11 protein-coding genes are annotated in these 16,749 nt (G+C 70.6%); 4 read left to right on the plus strand and 7 right to left on the minus strand.

Annotated elements, in window-relative coordinates; translation table 11 throughout:
* Positions 1–97: 97 nt before the first annotated feature.
* Entirely contained in the window at positions 98–5,047 is a 4,950-nt protein-coding gene (locus OIB37_RS15345) for an NAD-glutamate dehydrogenase (RefSeq protein ID WP_330458155.1), read from the minus strand.
* Positions 5,048–5,886: 839 nt separating this feature from the next.
* Between OIB37_RS15345 and OIB37_RS15350 the strand changes: the two genes are divergently transcribed.
* Positions 5,887–6,453 (plus strand): DJ-1/PfpI family protein, encoded by a 567-nt coding sequence (locus OIB37_RS15350; RefSeq protein WP_330458156.1) that lies wholly within the window; start codon positions 5,887–5,889, stop codon positions 6,451–6,453.
* Between the two features lie 96 nt (positions 6,454–6,549).
* Here the strand turns inward: OIB37_RS15350 and OIB37_RS15355 are convergent, their stop codons facing one another.
* A complete protein-coding gene (locus tag OIB37_RS15355) occupies positions 6,550–7,218 on the minus strand; it encodes an HAD family hydrolase (RefSeq protein ID WP_330458157.1) in 669 nt (222 codons plus the stop codon).
* Positions 7,219–7,277: 59 nt separating this feature from the next.
* Positions 7,278–7,790, minus strand: coding sequence for a DUF6912 family protein (locus OIB37_RS15360; RefSeq protein ID WP_330458158.1), 513 nt, complete (start codon positions 7,788–7,790; stop codon positions 7,278–7,280).
* A 291-nt stretch (positions 7,791–8,081) separates the two neighbouring features.
* On the opposite strand from OIB37_RS15360, the gene OIB37_RS15365 reads away from it, so the two are divergent.
* Entirely contained in the window at positions 8,082–8,591 is a 510-nt protein-coding gene (locus OIB37_RS15365) for an Rv3235 family protein (protein WP_330458159.1), read from the plus strand.
* A gap of 119 nt (positions 8,592–8,710) precedes the next feature.
* Here OIB37_RS15365 and secA read toward each other — a convergent pair whose 3' ends face one another.
* Complete coding sequence (secA, locus tag OIB37_RS15370) at positions 8,711–11,521, minus strand: preprotein translocase subunit SecA (RefSeq protein ID WP_330458160.1); 2,811 nt, start codon at positions 11,519–11,521, stop codon at positions 8,711–8,713.
* 253 nt (positions 11,522–11,774) lie between these two features.
* Between secA and OIB37_RS15375 the strand changes: the two genes are divergently transcribed.
* Complete coding sequence (locus OIB37_RS15375) at positions 11,775–12,347, plus strand: GNAT family N-acetyltransferase (protein ID WP_330458161.1); 573 nt, start codon at positions 11,775–11,777, stop codon at positions 12,345–12,347.
* A gap of 238 nt (positions 12,348–12,585) precedes the next feature.
* Complete coding sequence (locus tag OIB37_RS15380; RefSeq protein ID WP_330458162.1) at positions 12,586–13,812, plus strand: winged helix-turn-helix domain-containing protein; 1,227 nt, start codon at positions 12,586–12,588, stop codon at positions 13,810–13,812.
* Positions 13,813–13,854: 42 nt separating this feature from the next.
* On the opposite strand, the gene OIB37_RS15385 is transcribed toward OIB37_RS15380, so the two are convergent.
* The 3 genes from OIB37_RS15385 to OIB37_RS15395 form a co-directional block, all read right to left on the minus strand.
* Entirely contained in the window at positions 13,855–14,601 is a 747-nt protein-coding gene (locus OIB37_RS15385; protein ID WP_330458163.1) for a response regulator transcription factor, read from the minus strand.
* A gap of 203 nt (positions 14,602–14,804) precedes the next feature.
* Positions 14,805–15,497 (minus strand): ribosome hibernation-promoting factor, HPF/YfiA family, encoded by a 693-nt coding sequence (gene hpf, locus OIB37_RS15390; protein ID WP_443058273.1) that lies wholly within the window; start codon positions 15,495–15,497, stop codon positions 14,805–14,807.
* 312 nt (positions 15,498–15,809) lie between these two features.
* On the minus strand, positions 15,810–16,703 hold the full coding sequence (locus OIB37_RS15395; protein ID WP_330458165.1) for a ComF family protein: 894 nt from the start codon (positions 16,701–16,703) through the stop codon (positions 15,810–15,812).
* Positions 16,704–16,749 lie beyond the last annotated feature (46 nt).

The raw sequence follows: 16,749 nt of genomic DNA on the forward strand, positions 1-16,749 counted from the left end.
GAAAAGGCGAATTCACGATTCGCTTTCGCCTGGGGCCCGGCAAGAGAAAAGGCGCCCCGGACCGCGACCGGTCCGGGGCGCCCTCATCGCCGTGGCGCTACGAATGCGTGCGCAGCAGCGTCCGCATCGTGCGCATCGCCACCGACAGGTTGGCGAGGTCGAAGGTCTCCGACCCGCGGATCTCCTCCAGGGTGGCGCGCGCCCGGCCGAGGATCGCGCTGTTCTTCTCCTGCCAGTCCTCGAAGCGCTGCTCGGGCGTCGAGGTGCCGTTGCCGACCGCGAGGACGTCCGCGGTCAGCGCCGCGTGGGCCGCGTACAGGTCCTCGCGGATGGAGGCGCGGGCCATCGACTGCCAGCGGTCCGCGCGGGGCAGCTCGATGATGCGGTCCATCAGCTGGGTGATGCCGAGGCGGTCACCGAGGTCGTAGTAGATCTCGGCGACGTCCAGCGGATCCTTGCCCATGCGGTCGGCCACCGAGACGATGTCGAGCGCCGGGAAGGCGGAGGAGAACCCGGCCACACGCGTGGCGAGCTCGTCCGGGACACCGGCCTCGGACAGCTCGTCGTACACGTGCTGGTACCACTCCAGGTCCACACCGCGCAGCAGCTTCGGCATCTGCTGCCACACCTGCTCGACCCGCTCGGCGAAGAACTCGACCGTCTCGGCGAGCTGGAGCGGCTGCGGCCGGTTGTTGAGCAGCCAGCGCGTGCCGCGCTCCACCAGGCGGCGCGAGTGCAGCCGGATCCGGGTCTGGACGGCCGCGTCGACCTTGTTGTCCAGGTCCTCCACCGCGTCCCACACCGGAGCCGCGGAGAAGATCACACGCGCCGCGGTCTGGGCGCGGACGATCTCCTCCAGCGAGGCACCGGTCTCCTCGCGCAGCCGGTGCAGGTACGTCGTACCGCCCGTGTTGACCGTGTCGTTGACCAGCACGGTCGTGGTGATCTCGCGACGCAGCGGGTGGTTGTCGACGGTCTCGGTGAAACGCTCGCGCAGCGCCGTCGGGAAGTAGGCGTGCAGCAGGCCGCGCAGGTACGGGTCGTCCGGCAGCGAGGTGCCCAGCAGCTCCTCGGCGACCGTGATCTTCGTGTACGCCAGCAGCACGGCCGTCTCCGGGCTGGTCAGGCCCTGGCCCTGGTTCAGACGCTCACGGATCTGGCGGTCGGCCGGCAGGAACTCCAGCGCCCGGTCCAGGTGGCCCTCGCGGACCAGGTGGCGGATGAACCGTTGCTGCGCGTGCAGCATGTCCTTGGACTGGGCGAGGGCGTTGGCGATCGCCACGTTCTGCGCGTAGTTGTTGCGCAGCACCAGCGCGCCGACCTCGTCGGTCATCTCGGCGAGCAGCTTGTTGCGCTGCTTGACGGTCATGTCGCCTTCCGCGACCAGGCCGTTGAGCAGGATCTTGATGTTCACCTCGTGGTCGGAGGTGTCCACACCGGCGCTGTTGTCGATCGCGTCGGTGTTGATCCCGCCGCCGTGCAGCGCGAACTCGATGCGGCCGAGCTGGGTCAGGCCCAGGTTGCCGCCCTCGCCGACGACCTTGACGCGCAGGTCGGCGCCGTCGACGCGGATGGCGTCGTTGGCCTTGTCGCCGACATCGGCGTTGGACTCCGCCGAGGACTTCACGTAGGTGCCGATGCCGCCGTTCCACAGCAGGTCCACCGGGGCCTGCAGGATCGCCTTCATCAGGTCGGCCGGGGTCATCTTGGAGATCTTCTCCTCGATGCCCAGCGCCTCACGGATGTGGTGGTTCAGCGGGATCGCCTTGGCGCTGCGCGGGAAGATCCCGCCGCCCGCCGAGAGCAGCTTGGTGTCGTAGTCGGCCCAGCTGGAGCGGGGCAGCTCGAACAGGCGGCTGCGCTCGGCGTAGGAGGAGGCCGCGTCCGGGTTCGGGTCGATGAAGATGTGCCGGTGGTCGAAGGCGGCGACCAGACGGATGTGCTCGGAGAGCAGCATGCCGTTGCCGAACACGTCACCGGACATGTCACCGATGCCGACGACCGTGAAGTCCTCGGTCTGCGTGTCCACGCCCAGCTCACGGAAGTGCCGCTTCACGGACTCCCAGGCGCCGCGCGCGGTGATGCCCATGCCCTTGTGGTCGTAGCCGGCCGAGCCGCCGGAGGCGAAGGCGTCGCCGAGCCAGAAGTCGTACGACTCCGCGACCCCGTTGGCGATGTCCGAGAACGTCGCCGTGCCCTTGTCGGCCGCGACCACCAGGTAGGTGTCGTCCTCGTCGTGGCGCACCACGTCCCGCGGCGGGACGACCTCGCCGGCCACCATGTTGTCGGTGATGTCGAGCAGCGCCGAGATGAACGTCTTGTAGCTGGCGATGCCCTCGGCCAGCCACGCGTCCCGGTCCACGCCCGGGTCCGGCAGCTGCTTGGCGACGAAGCCGCCCTTGGCGCCGACCGGCACGATGACGGTGTTCTTCACCATCTGCGCCTTGACCAGGCCGAGGATCTCGGTACGGAAGTCCTCACGCCGGTCCGACCAGCGCAGACCGCCGCGCGCGACCTTGCCGAAGCGCAGGTGCACGCCCTCCACCCGCGGCGAGTACACCCAGATCTCGTACGCCGGGCGCGGCGCGGGCAGGTCCGGGATGGCCTGCGGGTCGAACTTCATGGACACGTAGGCGTGCGGACCGCCGCCGTGCGTCTCCTGGAAGAAGTTGGTGCGCAGGGTCGCCTTGATGACGGTCAGGAAGGAGCGCAGGATGCGGTCCTCGTCCAGGCTCGCCACCTGGTCCAGCGCCGCGTCCAGCTCCTCCAGCAGCGCGTCGGTGATCTCCAGACCGGCCTGCTGCCGCTCCGGGGACATCCGCGCCTCGAACAGCGAGACGAGCAGCCGCGTGGTGTGGACGTTGTTGCGGAGGGTGTCCTCCATGTAGTCCTGGCTGAAGGTGGAGCCGGCCTGGCGCAGGTACTTGGCGTAGGCGCGCAGCACCATCGCCTGCCGCCAGGTCAGCCCGGCGCTCAGCACGAGGGAGTTGAAGCCGTCGTTCTCCGCCTTGCCGGTCCAGGTCGCGGCGAACGCCTCCTGGAACCGCTCCCGGCCGTCGTCGCCGAGGTAGTCGCCGTTGCCGCCGACCAGCGACTTGGGCATGCGCAGACCGAAGTCGTAGATCCAGGCGGTCGTCCGGTCCGAGCAGCGCAGCTCGTACGGCCGCTCGTCGATGACCTCGACGCCGAGCCGGTGCAGGACCGGCAGCACGGCGGACAGGGAGACGGCGCCGCCCTTGCGGTAGATCTTGAAGCGGCGCTCGTCGGGGGCCGCACCGACCGGCTCGTACAGGCTGAGGGCGAAGTCGTTGCCCTCCTCGTCGCTGAGCCGCTCCAGGTGGACCAGGTCGGCGACCGCCGCGCGCGGGCTGTGGTCGGCCTTGTAGCCCTCGGGGAAGCCGCCGCCGTAGCGGCGCAGCAGCTCGGCGGCGCGTTCCTCGCCGCACTCGGCGTTCAGCGCCTCGGCGAAGCCGTCGGCCCAGGAGCGGGCGGCCTCGACCAGGCGGGCCTCGATGCGCTCCTTGTCGGTGTCCGACAGCTCCGACAGCTCGGTGCCCGCCGGGACGCGCACGACGAAGTGCAGCCGGGACAGGATCGACTCGGTGTTCCAGGCGGTGAAGTCGACGCTGGTGCCGCCGAGCTCCTCCTTCAGGATGTCGATGATCCGCAGCCGGACACCGGTGGTGTAGCGGTCCCGGGGCAGGTAGACGAGGGCCGAGTAGTAGCGGCCGTACTCGTCCTGGCGCAGGTAGAGCCGCAGCCGGCGGCGCTCCTGGAGGTACAGGACGCTCGTCGCGATGGGCTGGAGCTCGACGGGCGAGGTCTGGAACAGCTCGTCGCGCGGGTACGTCTCCAGGATCTGGAGCAGGTCGCGGCCGTCGTGGCTGTTGGGCGAGAACCCGGCGAGCTCCAGGACCTCCTCGACCTTGCGGCGGATGACCGGGACCCGGCGAACCGATTCGGTGTAGGCGGCGGAGGAGAACAGACCGAGGAAGCGGCGCTCGCCGACGACGTTGCCGTCCGCGTCGAACTTCTTGACGCCGACGTAGTCCAGGTACGACGGCCGGTGCACGGTGGCCCGGCTGTTGGCCTTGGTCAGCACGAGCAGCTTGTGCTCGCGGGCCTTGGCGCGGGCGTCGGCCGGCAGCCGCTCGAAGGACGGGCTGACCGGGTGCTGGTCGTCCAGGGAGTGGTGCGGGTCCGAGCGCAGTATGCCGAGACCGGTGCCGGGCACGGCGGCCAGGCAGTCGTCGCCGCGCAGCTGGTACTCGCGGTAGCCGAGGAAGGTGAAGTGGTCCGTGGACAGCCAGCGCAGCAGCTCGCGGGCCTCCTCGACCTCGGCCTCGGGCAGGTCCGCAGGCCGGGGCTCGCTCAGCAGCCCGTCGGCGATGCGGACCGCCGCGTCCCGCATCTTCTCCCAGTCCTCGACGGCCTCGCGGACGTCGGAGAGCACGCGCAGCAGGTCGGCGGTGATCTGCTTCAGGTCGGCGCGGTCCGTCTCCCGGTCGATCTCGACGTGGATCCAGGACTCGATGTGCGCGTCGTGCGGGAGGTCACCGGTGGGCCGGTGCGGCAGCATCTCGATCAGCTTGCCGGTCAGGTCCCGGCGGACGACGAACTGCGGGTGGATGACGACGTGGATGCCACGCCCCTGCCGGGTCAGCTCGTTCGTGACCGAGTCGACGAGGAACGGCATGTCGTCGGTGACGACCTCCACCAGGGTGTGGCTGGAGGTCCAGCCGTTCTCCTCCACGGTCGGGGTGTGCACCCGGACGTTCGCGGTGCCCTGGGGACGGTTCCCGGCGAGACGGTAGTGCGAGACCGCGGCGCCGAAGACGTCGACCGGGTCGCGGTCGGTGAGGTCTTCCGGTGCGGTGTGCAGGTAGTAGCGCTGGAGGAACGCGAGCACGGAGTCGCTGTCCGGGGTGCCGTCGGTGCCCTCGCTCGTCGTCCCAGTCGGTAGGTGCCCCCCGACCGGGCTGTTCTCAGCTACCCGAGCGGCCCTTTCGAGCAGCTCGGCCTTGGCTTCGTCCAGCTTGGTCTGCATTGTCCTCTGGCTCCTGTCACGCGCCGTTGCGAGACGTAGAAGGAAGTACGGAGTCTTCCCCTCCGGCATGACGCCACGGCCCGGGGTGTCCGGTCGGTTCCGACGCTATGCCGCGAGGTGAGATGAGCGGTGGGATTTCGGCCAATGTCGACGTATCCGCCGGGTGCGACGCCGGATTCGGCACCGCCGAGTCCCGTACCGCCCTCGGCGTCCTGGGGGCTTCGGCGCCCCCGTCCCGCCCGCGAGGACCAGCGACCGCCGCCCGGTCACGGAGGTGCTCCGTACAACCCGGGCGCAGGGCAGGAGCGAAGGCGCTCCCGCGAGATATCGCGCTGATCACGCCACAAGGCTATCGCTCCTCACCCCGGGCACGTCATGAGCCGTATGTGTACAAAACCGGGGGGTGAAGTTTGACGTTCTGCACAGGGGTGAGGCGGGGGCGGGTGGCGTATCCCGAACGCCCGGACGGCGGCCGGACGGCGCTCGGAGGGCGGCCGAGCGGCGCATGTGTGGCGCATATGTGGTGGGTGACCGCTCGGGCGTGCGACCTGGGCGCCGTGGCCGTGCGGCGCCCAGGGGCGCCGGCGCGGCGCCGCGGGATGCCGGTGCTGCGGTCCCGGGAGGGGGCCGTGTGGCGCTTGGCGGGGGTGCCGTGTGGCGCCCGGGGGGTGCCGTGCGTGCGGTCGTCGGCGCGGGGGCGCGTTTCGGTCGCGCCCGCGCACCCGGGGTCGCACCCTGAAAGCGACGGGCCCTCTTGGCAAGCGCGCCCTGCCGGGGCAGGTTGCTCAGGACAGCGCCCGTCCCCCGCGGAGGGGCCGTGCCCGCGCAGGAGGAACGACATGCCCGCGAAGATCCTCATCATCACCGGCGACGCTGCGGAGTCCCTGGAAGTCCTGTACCCCTACCAGCGCCTGCGCGAGGAAGGCTACGACGTCGACATCGCGGCCCCCACCCGCAAGACGCTCCGCTTCGTCGTCCACGACTTCGAGCCCGGATACGACACCTACACCGAGAAACCCGGCTACACCTGGCCCGCCGACCTCGCCTTCTCCGAGGTCGACCCCGGTGAGTACGCGGCCCTCGTCATCCCCGGCGGCCGGGCGCCCGAGTACCTGCGCAACGACCCCGAACTGCGGAAGATCCTCAAGGCCTTCTTCGACGCCGACAAGCCGGTCGCCCAGATCTGCCACGGCCCGCTGCTCACCGCCGCGATCGACGGCCTGCGCGGCCGCCGCGTCACCGCCTACCCGGCCCTGGAACTCGACATGCAGTCGGCCGGAGCGCACTTCGACGACGCGGAGACCGTGGTCGACGGCACCCTGGTCTCGGCCCGGGCGTGGCCGGATCACCCCACCTGGATGCGCGAGTTCCTGAAGGTTCTGCGGGCGAAGGCCCCGACGAGCTGACCCGCACGGCGGTGCACCGGTGCGGCGTGGCCACCCCGCTACGCCGCGCCTCCCCACGCCCCGGCTCTCCGGCCCTTGCGCTCCGGCCCCTGGTCGCTACGCCGCGACTCTCTGCGCCTCGGCGACCGCCTCGGCCAGGGAGTCGACCACCGGCACGCCCACGCCCTCCAGGCTGGCCCGGCTGTGCGACCCGCCGGTGTACAGCACGGCCCGCGCCCCGACATGCAGCGCGGCCACCGCGTCGTCCGCGGCGTCACCGATCACCACGGTCCGCCCGGCCTCGGCCATCCCGCTCAGCGCCTCCAGATGCCGCACCATGTGCTCGGCCTTGCTGCCCCCGGACGGCCCCGTACGCCCGTCGACGCGTACGAACTGGCCCTCGATCCCGAAGCCGCGCACGAGCGGCACCAGCTCCTCGTGCCCGTACATGCTGAGCAGCGACTGGCTGTGCCCGGCCGAGCGCCACTCCGAGAGCAGATCGGTCGCGCCCTCGGTCAGCCCGCACCGCACCCGGTGCTCGACGTAGTGCCGGTGGAAGGCCCCGTCCATCCGCTCCCACTCGGCGTCGGACGGCAGCCGGCCGAGCAGCCGCTCGTAGAACTTCGGCACCGGCACGCAGTACAGCGTCCGGTACTGCTCCAGAGTGATCGGTGTCAGCCCGAGCTCGGCGAAGGCCGCGTTCGTCGCCCCGATGATCGCGTCATTGTCGTGGAACAGGGTTCCGTTCCAGTCCCAGACGATGTGCGCGCTTCCGTGCTTCCCCATGCCGAAAACCGTACCCGCCCCCGCTGACAATCACCTGGGGAAGATCGGATCCAGGCAGGTCAGGCCAGGTGCACCAGGTTGGGGATCTCCTGCGTGGCGTACCACAGCAGCTCGTGGTCGTCGGTCTCGTCCACGAGGAACTGCGCGTCGTCGTCCCCGCCGTCGGCCGCCTCCAGCGCCTGCGCCGCCGCGGCCACGTCCACCTCGGCGTCGTCGGCGTCGACGTGCACCGCGGCCGCCTTCGCGAGCCGGAGCGTGCCCGCCACCGTCACCTCGCCGAGCGTGCGGGGGTCGAGCCCGCGGTCCGGGTCGGCGGTGGCGGCTCCGTCGGGCACGTCGACGGCGATCACGACCCGCCGCCGCGCCGCGCCGGAGTCGGCCGCCAGCAGCCGCAGCGAGGCCAGCGCGGCCCGGCTGAGCGCCTCGTACTCCAGTTCCTCGATGTCGTCGGAGACGTACCACTCGCGCAGCGCGGGCGTGACGCCGTACGCGACGAAGGGGCCGTTGCCCAGCTCACCGGTCTTGGACGCCTCGGCGAGACCGGGAAGGGTCAGAGGGACGTAGACGCGCATGGCTGGACGCTCTTTCCTGGTCGCCGACGGGCCTTCAGGATACGTGCGGCCGTCCCCCTTCGAGTCCCCGCCCACACCCCTCGGGGCGTCCACACCGGGCCTCGCACCTCACCCGGTCCCGCCGCCCGGCCACGGGCCTTCCGCACCCCCGCGTCACCCGGATAAGTGAACGCCCCCGACCTCCGGCCGCCCGCCCCGTCTTCCTTGCCGTGCCGGTTCCGGTCCCCGTACAAGATCCCCATCAGCGAGTTACCGCCCGGTATTCCCCGGGCCAGCCGAACGGGGACCCCCATGAACAAGGTCATGAGCCGCACGCCCCAGCCGCAGCCCCGGCCGCGCCACCGCCCGCCGACCCGCCACGACTCCCGCCGACCCGGCGGCGCGCCGCCCCGGGCGCCCCTGACGAGCAGGACTGCCCCGGCACGCACGCCCCAGAGCGCGCGTACGCCCCTCTCGCCGCCGACGGCGGCCGTACCGGGGCAACGCCCCACCGATCTCTTCGCCGACCGCCTGCTGGCCGTCCTGAGCGGCCAGCGCCCCGTCCACTGGATGCTCCGCCACACCGCGGGCCGCGCCTACGACGACCTCGCCCGCCTCGCCGAACACAGCCCCCTGCGCACCCGCGGCATCCGCCCCGTGGTCCGCGACATCGGCTACTTCGTCCCCCGCACCGGTGCCCTCGAGGTCTTCGCCCGCATCACAGCCGGTGACCGGCTGCGCGCCATGGCCTTCCGCCTCGAACAGGGCCACGACCTCCGCTGGCGCTGCACAGCGGTGGAACTGGCCCCCCGAACCCCCTGAAGCACCCGCACGCGCCGCAGGCGCACAGCCGCACAGCCGCACAGCCGCACCGAAACCGAAGGGCCGGGCTCCCGAAGGAAGCCCGGCCCCGATGACCGGCTGAAGCGCCGCAGGTCACGTCACTTCTTGCGGCGGCGTCCGCCCTTGGCCTGCCGGCGCCGCTCCGCCCGGGTCAGCCCGTCGGCCTCGGAACGGATGGGCTCGTCGTCCTCGAGGTCCCGCTCCACGATGCCGCCCTCACCGTCAACGGTGGGCGCGGAGAAGTGCAGGTCCCGCCGCTGGGGGACGTCCAGCCCCTTGGCCCGGATCTCCGGCCGCGCCCCCGCCTGCGCCGGGACCGTGTCCTGAACACCCTCGGAGACCGGCTCGGCCTCCTCGACCGGGACCTCCTCGACCTGCTGCTCGACCTGGACCTCCAGGTTGAACAGGTAGCCGACGGACTCCTCCTTGATGCCCTCCATCATCGCGGTGAACATGTCGAAGCCCTCGCGCTGGTACTCGACCAGGGGGTCCTTCTGCGCCATCGCGCGCAGGCCGATGCCCTCCTGGAGGTAGTCCATCTCGTAGAGGTGCTCGCGCCACTTGCGGTCGAGGACCGACAGCACGACCCGCCGCTCCAGCTCACGCATGATCTCGGAACCGAGCTGCCCCTCACGGGACTCGTACTGCTCGCGGATGTCGTCCTTGATGGACTCGGAGATGAACTCGTCGGTCAGACCGGCCCGGTCGCCGGTCGCCTCCTCCAGCTCCTCGATGGTGACCCTCACCGGGTAGAGCTGCCGGAAGGCGCCCCACAGCCGGTCCAGGTCCCAGTCCTCGGCGAAGCCGTCGGCGGTCTCGGCGCTGACGTACGCGTCGATCGTGTCGTCCATGAAGTGCTGCACCTGCTCGTGCAGGTCCTCGCCCTCCAGGACCCGGCGACGCTCGCCGTAGATGACCTCGCGCTGACGGTTGAGGACCTCGTCGTACTTCAGGACGTTCTTACGGGTCTCGAAGTTCTGCTGCTCGACCTGCGACTGCGCGGACGCGATCGCGCGCGTGACCATCTTGTTCTCGATCGGCACGTCGTCGGGCACGTTGGCCATGGCCATCACGCGCTCGACCATCGCGGCCTTGAACAGCCGCATCAGGTCGTCGCCCAGCGACAGGTAGAAGCGGGACTCGCCCGGGTCGCCCTGCCGGCCGGAACGGCCGCGCAGCTGGTTGTCGATACGACGGGACTCGTGCCGCTCGGTGCCGAGCACGTAGAGGCCGCCGATCTCCTCGACCTCCTCCTTCTCCGCCTTGACCGCCTGCTGGGCGTTGGCCAGGGCGACGGGGAGCGCCGCGGCCCACTCCTCGATGTGCTCCTCGGGGTCGAGGCCGCGCTGGCGCAGCTCCGCCTCGGCGAGGTCCTCGGGGTTGCCGCCGAGCTTGATGTCGGTACCACGGCCGGCCATGTTGGTCGCGACCGTCACGGCGCCCTTGCGGCCCGCCTGGGCGACGATCGAGGCCTCGCGCTCGTGGTGCTTGGCGTTCAGCACCTCGTGCTGGATGCCGCGCTTGCTGAGCTGCTGCGAGAGGTACTCGGACTTCTCGACGGACGTGGTGCCGACGAGGATCGGCTGGCCCTTCTCGTGCTTCTCGGCGATGTCGTCGACGACCGCCTCGAACTTGGCCACCTCGGTGCGGTAGATCAGGTCCGACTGGTCCTTGCGGATCATCGGCTTGTTGGTCGGGATCGGGACGACGCCGAGCTTGTAGATCTGGTGGAACTCGGCGGCCTCGGTCATCGCCGTACCGGTCATGCCGGAGAGCTTGCCGTAGAGGCGGAAGAAGTTCTGCAGGGTGATCGTGGCAAGGGTCTGGTTCTCGTCCTTGATGTCCACCCCTTCCTTCGCCTCGATCGCCTGGTGCATGCCCTCGTTGTAGCGGCGGCCGGCGAGGATACGGCCGGTGTGCTCGTCGACGATCATGACCTCGCCGTCGATGACGACGTAGTCCTTGTCCTTCTTGAACAGTTCCTTGGCCTTGATGGCGTTGTTCAGGTAGCCCACGAGCGGGGTGTTCACCGACTCGTAGAGGTTGTCGATGCCCAGCCAGTCCTCGACCTTGGAGACACCGGGCTCGTGGATGGCGACCGTGCGCTTCTTCTCGTCGACGTCGTAGTCGCCGGTCTCCTCGAGGCCCTTGAGCGGGTTGCCCGCCTCGCCCTTCTTCAGGCGCGTGACCAGCTTGGCGAAGTCGCCGTACCACTTGGTGGCCTGGTCGGCCGGGCCGGAGATGATCAGCGGCGTACGGGCCTCGTCGACCAGGATGGAGTCGACCTCGTCGACGATGGCGAAGTTGTGGCCGCGCTGGACGAGCTCGTCCTGGGCCCACGCCATGTTGTCGCGCAGGTAGTCGAAGCCGAACTCGTTGTTCGTGCCGTAGGTGATGTCGCACTCGTACTGCTCGCGACGCTGGGCCGGCGTCATGTTGGCCAGGATGCAGCCGACGCTCAGGCCCAGGAACCGGTGGACGCGGCCCATCATCTCGGAGTCGCGCTCGGCCAGGTAGTCGTTGACCGTGATGAGGTGAACGCCGTCGCCGGACAGGGCGTTCAGGTACGCGGGCAGGGTGCCGACGAGGGTCTTGCCCTCACCGGTCTTCATCTCGGCCACGTAGCCGAGGTGGAGGGCCGCGCCGCCCATCAGCTGCACGTCGTAGTGCCGCTGGCCGAGGACGCGCTTGGCGGCCTCGCGGACGGTGGCGAAGGCTTCCGGGAGCAGGTCGTCCAGGCTCTCACCCTCGGCGTACCGCTGCTTGTACTCATCGGTGAGGGCGCGCAGCTCGGCGTCGGAGAGGTCGACGAAGTCCTCTTCGATGGAGTTGACCTGGTCCGCGATGCGGTGCAGCTTGCGCAGGATCTTGCCTTCGCCTGCACGCATGATCTTCGAGAGGACGGACACGGGGGCTGGTCTCCTTGCCGGTCGGGCCTGGGACGGTCGGGTTTCCGTTTGACGTACTGAGCAACGGCCATCGTATGCGAGGACCCGGCCGCGCCGGGAGGCCTGTCGCCCCGAGGACCGCCTCACCCTGGACAACGCGCGTCCCCCGCGGATGGTGCCGCACCGGCGCGAGGAATCGCGCGAAAAGTGATCGCCCGCTCACGGACCGCGGAAAACCGTGGCGGGACACGGGCGGCGCGAGCAGAATCGGCCGATGGACCCCGTCACCCTGACCACCGAACGCCTTCTGCTGCGCACCGTAGGCCCCGACGACACCGAGGCGGTGTACGCGGCCGCGCAGGACCCCGACATGCAGCGCTGGATCTCTTCGTTCCCCTCTCCCTACCTGCGTGAGCACGCCGAGGGTTTCACCGGGCAGATGGTGCCGGAGGGCTGGGCGAACGACTCGATGTACACCTTCGGTCTGTTCCTGCCCGAAGGGGAGCTGACGGGCATGCTGAGCGTGATGATGCGGGCGCTGGGCGTCGGCGAGATCGGCTTCTGGGCCGTCAAGGAGCACCGCGGCCGCGGCTACGTCACCGAGGCCGCGCTGGCCGCGGCCCGCTGGGCCTTCACCGACCTGTCCATAGACCGGCTGGAGTGGCGCGCGGAGGTCGGCAACGTCCCCTCCCGCGCGGTCGCCGAACGCGCCGGCTTCACCGTCGAGGGCACCCTCCGCTCGGCCGTCAACAACAAGGGCGTACGGCGGGACTGCTGGGTGGGCTCCCTGCTCCCCTCGGACCTCGGTCTGCCGTCGACAGCGCCCTATCTGCCCGCGCGGACGTAGGGGGTGTCGTTTGGATCAGCTCGGGTCCGCGGCGTCCGGCACGGCACCTCGCCGCGTTGTCGGATCGGCCGAGTACGTCCAGTGCGCGGCAGATCCTTCGCCTTGCGAGGCACCGCACCGGACGCCGCGGCCTGATCCGACCTGACCCAAACGACACCCCCCAGCCCCCCACCCCCGCGCTCCGGACGGAACCGCAGCTCGTCCCGCGTTGTCAGTGCCGCCGTCTATCGTCCGGACCATGACCACCCTTCCGCGCCCCGCCCTCGACCTCACCGCGGACGACGCCCGCCGTATCGCCCTGCGGGCCCAGGGCTTCCTCGGCGCGCCCGACCGGCGGGCCGGTGTCCGCGGGGTTCTCCGCCACCTCGGCGCGGTCCAGCTGGACACCATCTCGGTGCTCGCCCGCTCCCACGAGCTGATTCCGTACGCGCGCCTGGGCGCGGTCGGCCGCAGGTCCGTGGAGTCCGCCTACTGGCAGGCCCCCTCCGCCGACGAGCCGTCGGCCCGGCCCCACGCCTTCGAGTACTGGTCGCACGCCGCGTGCATCCTCCCGGTCGAGGAGTGGCCGCACTTCGCCTTCCGCCGCCGCGCCTACCGCGACCGCCCGCACTGGAACCACCAGCTGCCCGACGGCGCCTACGACCAGGTCGTCAAGCAGCTGCGCGCGGAAGGCCCGCTGACGGCCACGCAGTTGGGCGGTGCGAAGAGGACCAGCGAATGGTGGGACTGGTCCGGCACCAAGGTCGCCGTGGAACGCGCGCTGATGTACGGGGAGGTGGTGTGCGTCGAGCGCCGCGGCTGGAAGCGGGTGTACGACCTGGCCGAGCGCGCCATCCCCGAGCCTCTGCTGCACGACGAACTGGACGACACCGAGTGCCTGCGCCGCCTGGTCCGGCTGGCCGGAGAGGCCCTGGGGGTGGGCACGCGCGCGGACATCGCCGACTACCACCGCCTCAAGGGCGAGCAGGTGGACGCGGTGATCGCCGACTCGGGTCTGGTGCCCGTCGAGGTCGAGGGCTGGTCCAAGCCGGCCTGGGCGGACCCGGTCGCCCTCGCGACCCCGCCGCGCGGCCGGCACCGCACCACGCTGCTCTCCCCGTTCGACTCGCTGATCTGGGACCGGGCCCGCACGGAACGGATCTTCGGCTTCACCCACCGCCTCGAGGCCTATGTCCCCAAGCCGAAGCGGGTGTACGGCTATTTCGCGATGCCGGTGCTGGCGGGCGGCCACCTGGTCGGCCGCGTCGACCCGGCCCGCGAGGGCCACACCCTGGTCGCCAAGCAGGTCACCCTGGACGGCGCGAAGGCCGTCCCGGCGGTCGCCCAGGCGCTGGTCGAGGCGGCGGCCTGGGTGAACTGCACGGACGTCCGCGTGGAACGCGTGGACGCTCCCGAACTCCGCGAACCCCTCGTCCTGGAGCTCACCCGCGCCGTCGCCCAGGACCTGGGCCGGGCGTCGACCTGATCAGGGCAGCACCCTGATCCGGGCGTCGCCCTGGTCCGGGCGTCAGCGGATTTCGAGGATCTTCTCCCGCATCGCGTAGACCACCGCTTCCATCCTGGAGTGCAGCTGAAGCTTCTCCAGGATGTTGCGGACGTGGTTCTTCACGGTGTTCTCGGAGATGAACAACTCCTTGGCGATGTCCCGGTTGTTCATCCCCGTGGCGACGAGCTTGAGGACCTCCAGTTCACGGTCGGTCAGCCGCGGCGCGGGCACCAGCCGACGCTCGTCGGTGCGCTGGATCATCGACTTGAACTCGGTGAGGAGCTTGGAGGCCATGGACGGGCTGATCTGCGACTGGCCGTCGGCCACCGCGCGGATGGCGGTGGCCACCTCGTCGGTGGAGATCTCCTTCAGCAGATAGCCGGTCGCGCCCGCCTTGATCGCCTCGTAGAGGTCGGCCTCCTCGTCGCTGATCGTCAGCATGATGATCTTCGCGCTGGGGGCGACCTCCTTGATGGAGGTGCAGGCCTCGATACCGCCGCGCTTGGGCATCCGCACATCCATCAGCACGATGTCGGGCAGCAGATCGGCGGCCTTGTCGACCGCCTCGGCGCCGTCGCCCGCCTCGCCGACGACCTGGATGTCCTCCTCGGCCGCGAGCACGATCTCCAGGCCGCGCCGGAAGAGGGCGTGGTCGTCCACGACCAGGACTCTGATCGGCTCGTCGCGTGACGACTCCGCCTCCGCGCCCGTGCCGTTGACACCGTCGTCGGCGTTCGCGTCACGCATCGGTCCGAAGGTGTCCGCCATCGTTCCTCCCCCTGAAGGCTGTGGCCTGTGGTCCTGTGCCATCGCCAACCCAAGGCAGCGGCCTACCGGTTGGGCCGGTCCGGTCATGATTTCATGCCCGGACGGCACCGCGACGACCTGCGGGGCGCGAAGTGGTCGCACATCGGTGCCCCTGGGGGCGCGCACGCGCTCCAGGGGCACCGGCTCCGCTTCGGCCGGGCAGCTCAGCCGCCCAGCATCCCGCCTGCCGCGGGCTGCCGTACCTCAGCGACCATCGGGTCGGTGCTGAGGTGGATGACGCCGTAGTCGTAGGCGTGCCGCCGGTAGACGACGCTCGGTTCCTTGGTCTCGGCATCAACGAACAGGTAGAAGTCGTGGCCGACCAGTTCCATCTCGTAGAGGGCCTGGTCAAGGCTCATGGCGGATGCGACGTGGGTCTTCTCGCGGACGATCAGCGGGCCCTCCCCCTGGACCTCCAGCGAGCCGATCTTCTTGGTCGGCACACCGTCCGGCTCCGTCTCCTGGACGGGAACGCCGTTGGGCCTGAGCGTCGCCACGCCGGGGACGACGTCGGGGACCTCTGCCGCCGGGATCCGCCGTGAGCCACGGCGCACGACGCGCTTGTCGTGCTGCTTGCGCAGCCGGGCGTCCAGCTTCTCCGCGGCCATGTCGAGTGCCGCGTACGGGTCGCCGGCCGCCGCCTCCGCCCGGATCACCGGACCGCGGGAGCGGAGCGTGATCTCCACCCGGTCGCAGCGGCCGGCCTGTCGGGGGTTGGGCTCCTTGGACACCTCGACGTCGAGGCTGATCACCTTGCCATCGAGCTTCTGGATCTTCTCCAGGTTCAGCTTCTCGGCCACGTGCTTGCGGAACCGCTCGGGCACCTCGGTCTTGCGGCCCTTGACGACGATGTCCACGCAGAACTCCGTTCCCGGATAGCCCCGCTCCATCGGCGGAGCATCTCCCTTTCGCACCAGGCCCCGGGGAGACCCGGAACCTCGGACTCGGCGACTTCCACCTCCTCCTCCCCCATGGGCAAGATCCCACCGCGCCGACGGGGTGATTGCGGAAAACCCGCAGCGCAGCATTCGGGTATGGGAGGTGTGGCCTGGGCCTTTCCTCACAACCGAACATATCTCGCCCGGACGGATGTCGTCACCCTCTACTCTCGCGTACCTCCGTTCAGGTGAATTAACGCCCTCGCTACCTGCAACGATGCAAGTTCGCCCTCAGTTCCTGTTTATTTCGAAGGAATCCCGTGGGGCGGCGATCACAGCCGCATGGAGCGCCTCTCCGGCGACTTGCGGCACCGCCTTTCCCGGTGCACCATGCACCCACTTCCTCCTTTCCGATCGTGGCCCTGTCCACTGTTCCCCCCTACCTTCCCGAGTTACGGCTTCATACACGGCGGTTCTTCTCCGATCTCTCTCCGCGTACCGCGAACCGGCCGCGTCCCGCAGGGCCCGCGCCGCCTCCGAGAGACTGGCGCCCGTGGTGATCAGGTCGTCCACGAGCACGATCCGGCCCCGGTCGAGCAGCCGCGCCCCGCCCGCCACCACCTCCAGCGCGCCGGCGAGGTTCTCCAGCCGCTGCCGCGCCCCGAGACCGGCCTGGTCGGCCACGGCCCGCCGCTGCCGCAGCACCGCGACCACCCGGGCCGGCGTCCCCGCACGCCGCAACCGTCCGGCCGCCGCGAGCGCCATCCGCCGTACCGGGTCGTGCCCGCGCGCCCGCACGGCCCACCGCGCGGAGGGCACGGGGACGAGCAGCACAGGCCCTGTCCCGGTCCCGAGCGCCTCGGCCACCGCTTCCCGGCGGCCTCGGTCCTCTGCCGCGAGCCCCGCCCGCACAGCCCCCGCCAGGGCCGTGCCCAGGGCTCCGGTGAGCGCCAGCGCGCCACGCTCCTTGTGCGCGAGGAGGACCGCCCGTACCTCCTTCGCGTACGGCGCCGCCGCGTGCACCACCGGCAGCCCGGACGGCTCCGGCACCGGTCGCACCCGGCGTGGCACGGCACCGCTCAGAGCTGCCCGGCAGCGCGTGCAGAGCACCGTACGACCGGCCCCGCAGCCTCCGCACTCGGCCGGCAGCACCAGGTCGGTGAGGTCCTGCCACCACCCCCGCATGGACACCACTGTGCCCCGCTCCGGGACGACCGGCCACCCCTGTGGA

It is taken from the genome of Streptomyces sp. NBC_00820, from assembly GCF_036347055.1.
In the GTDB taxonomy this organism is placed as follows: Bacteria; Actinomycetota; Actinomycetes; order Streptomycetales; family Streptomycetaceae; genus Streptomyces.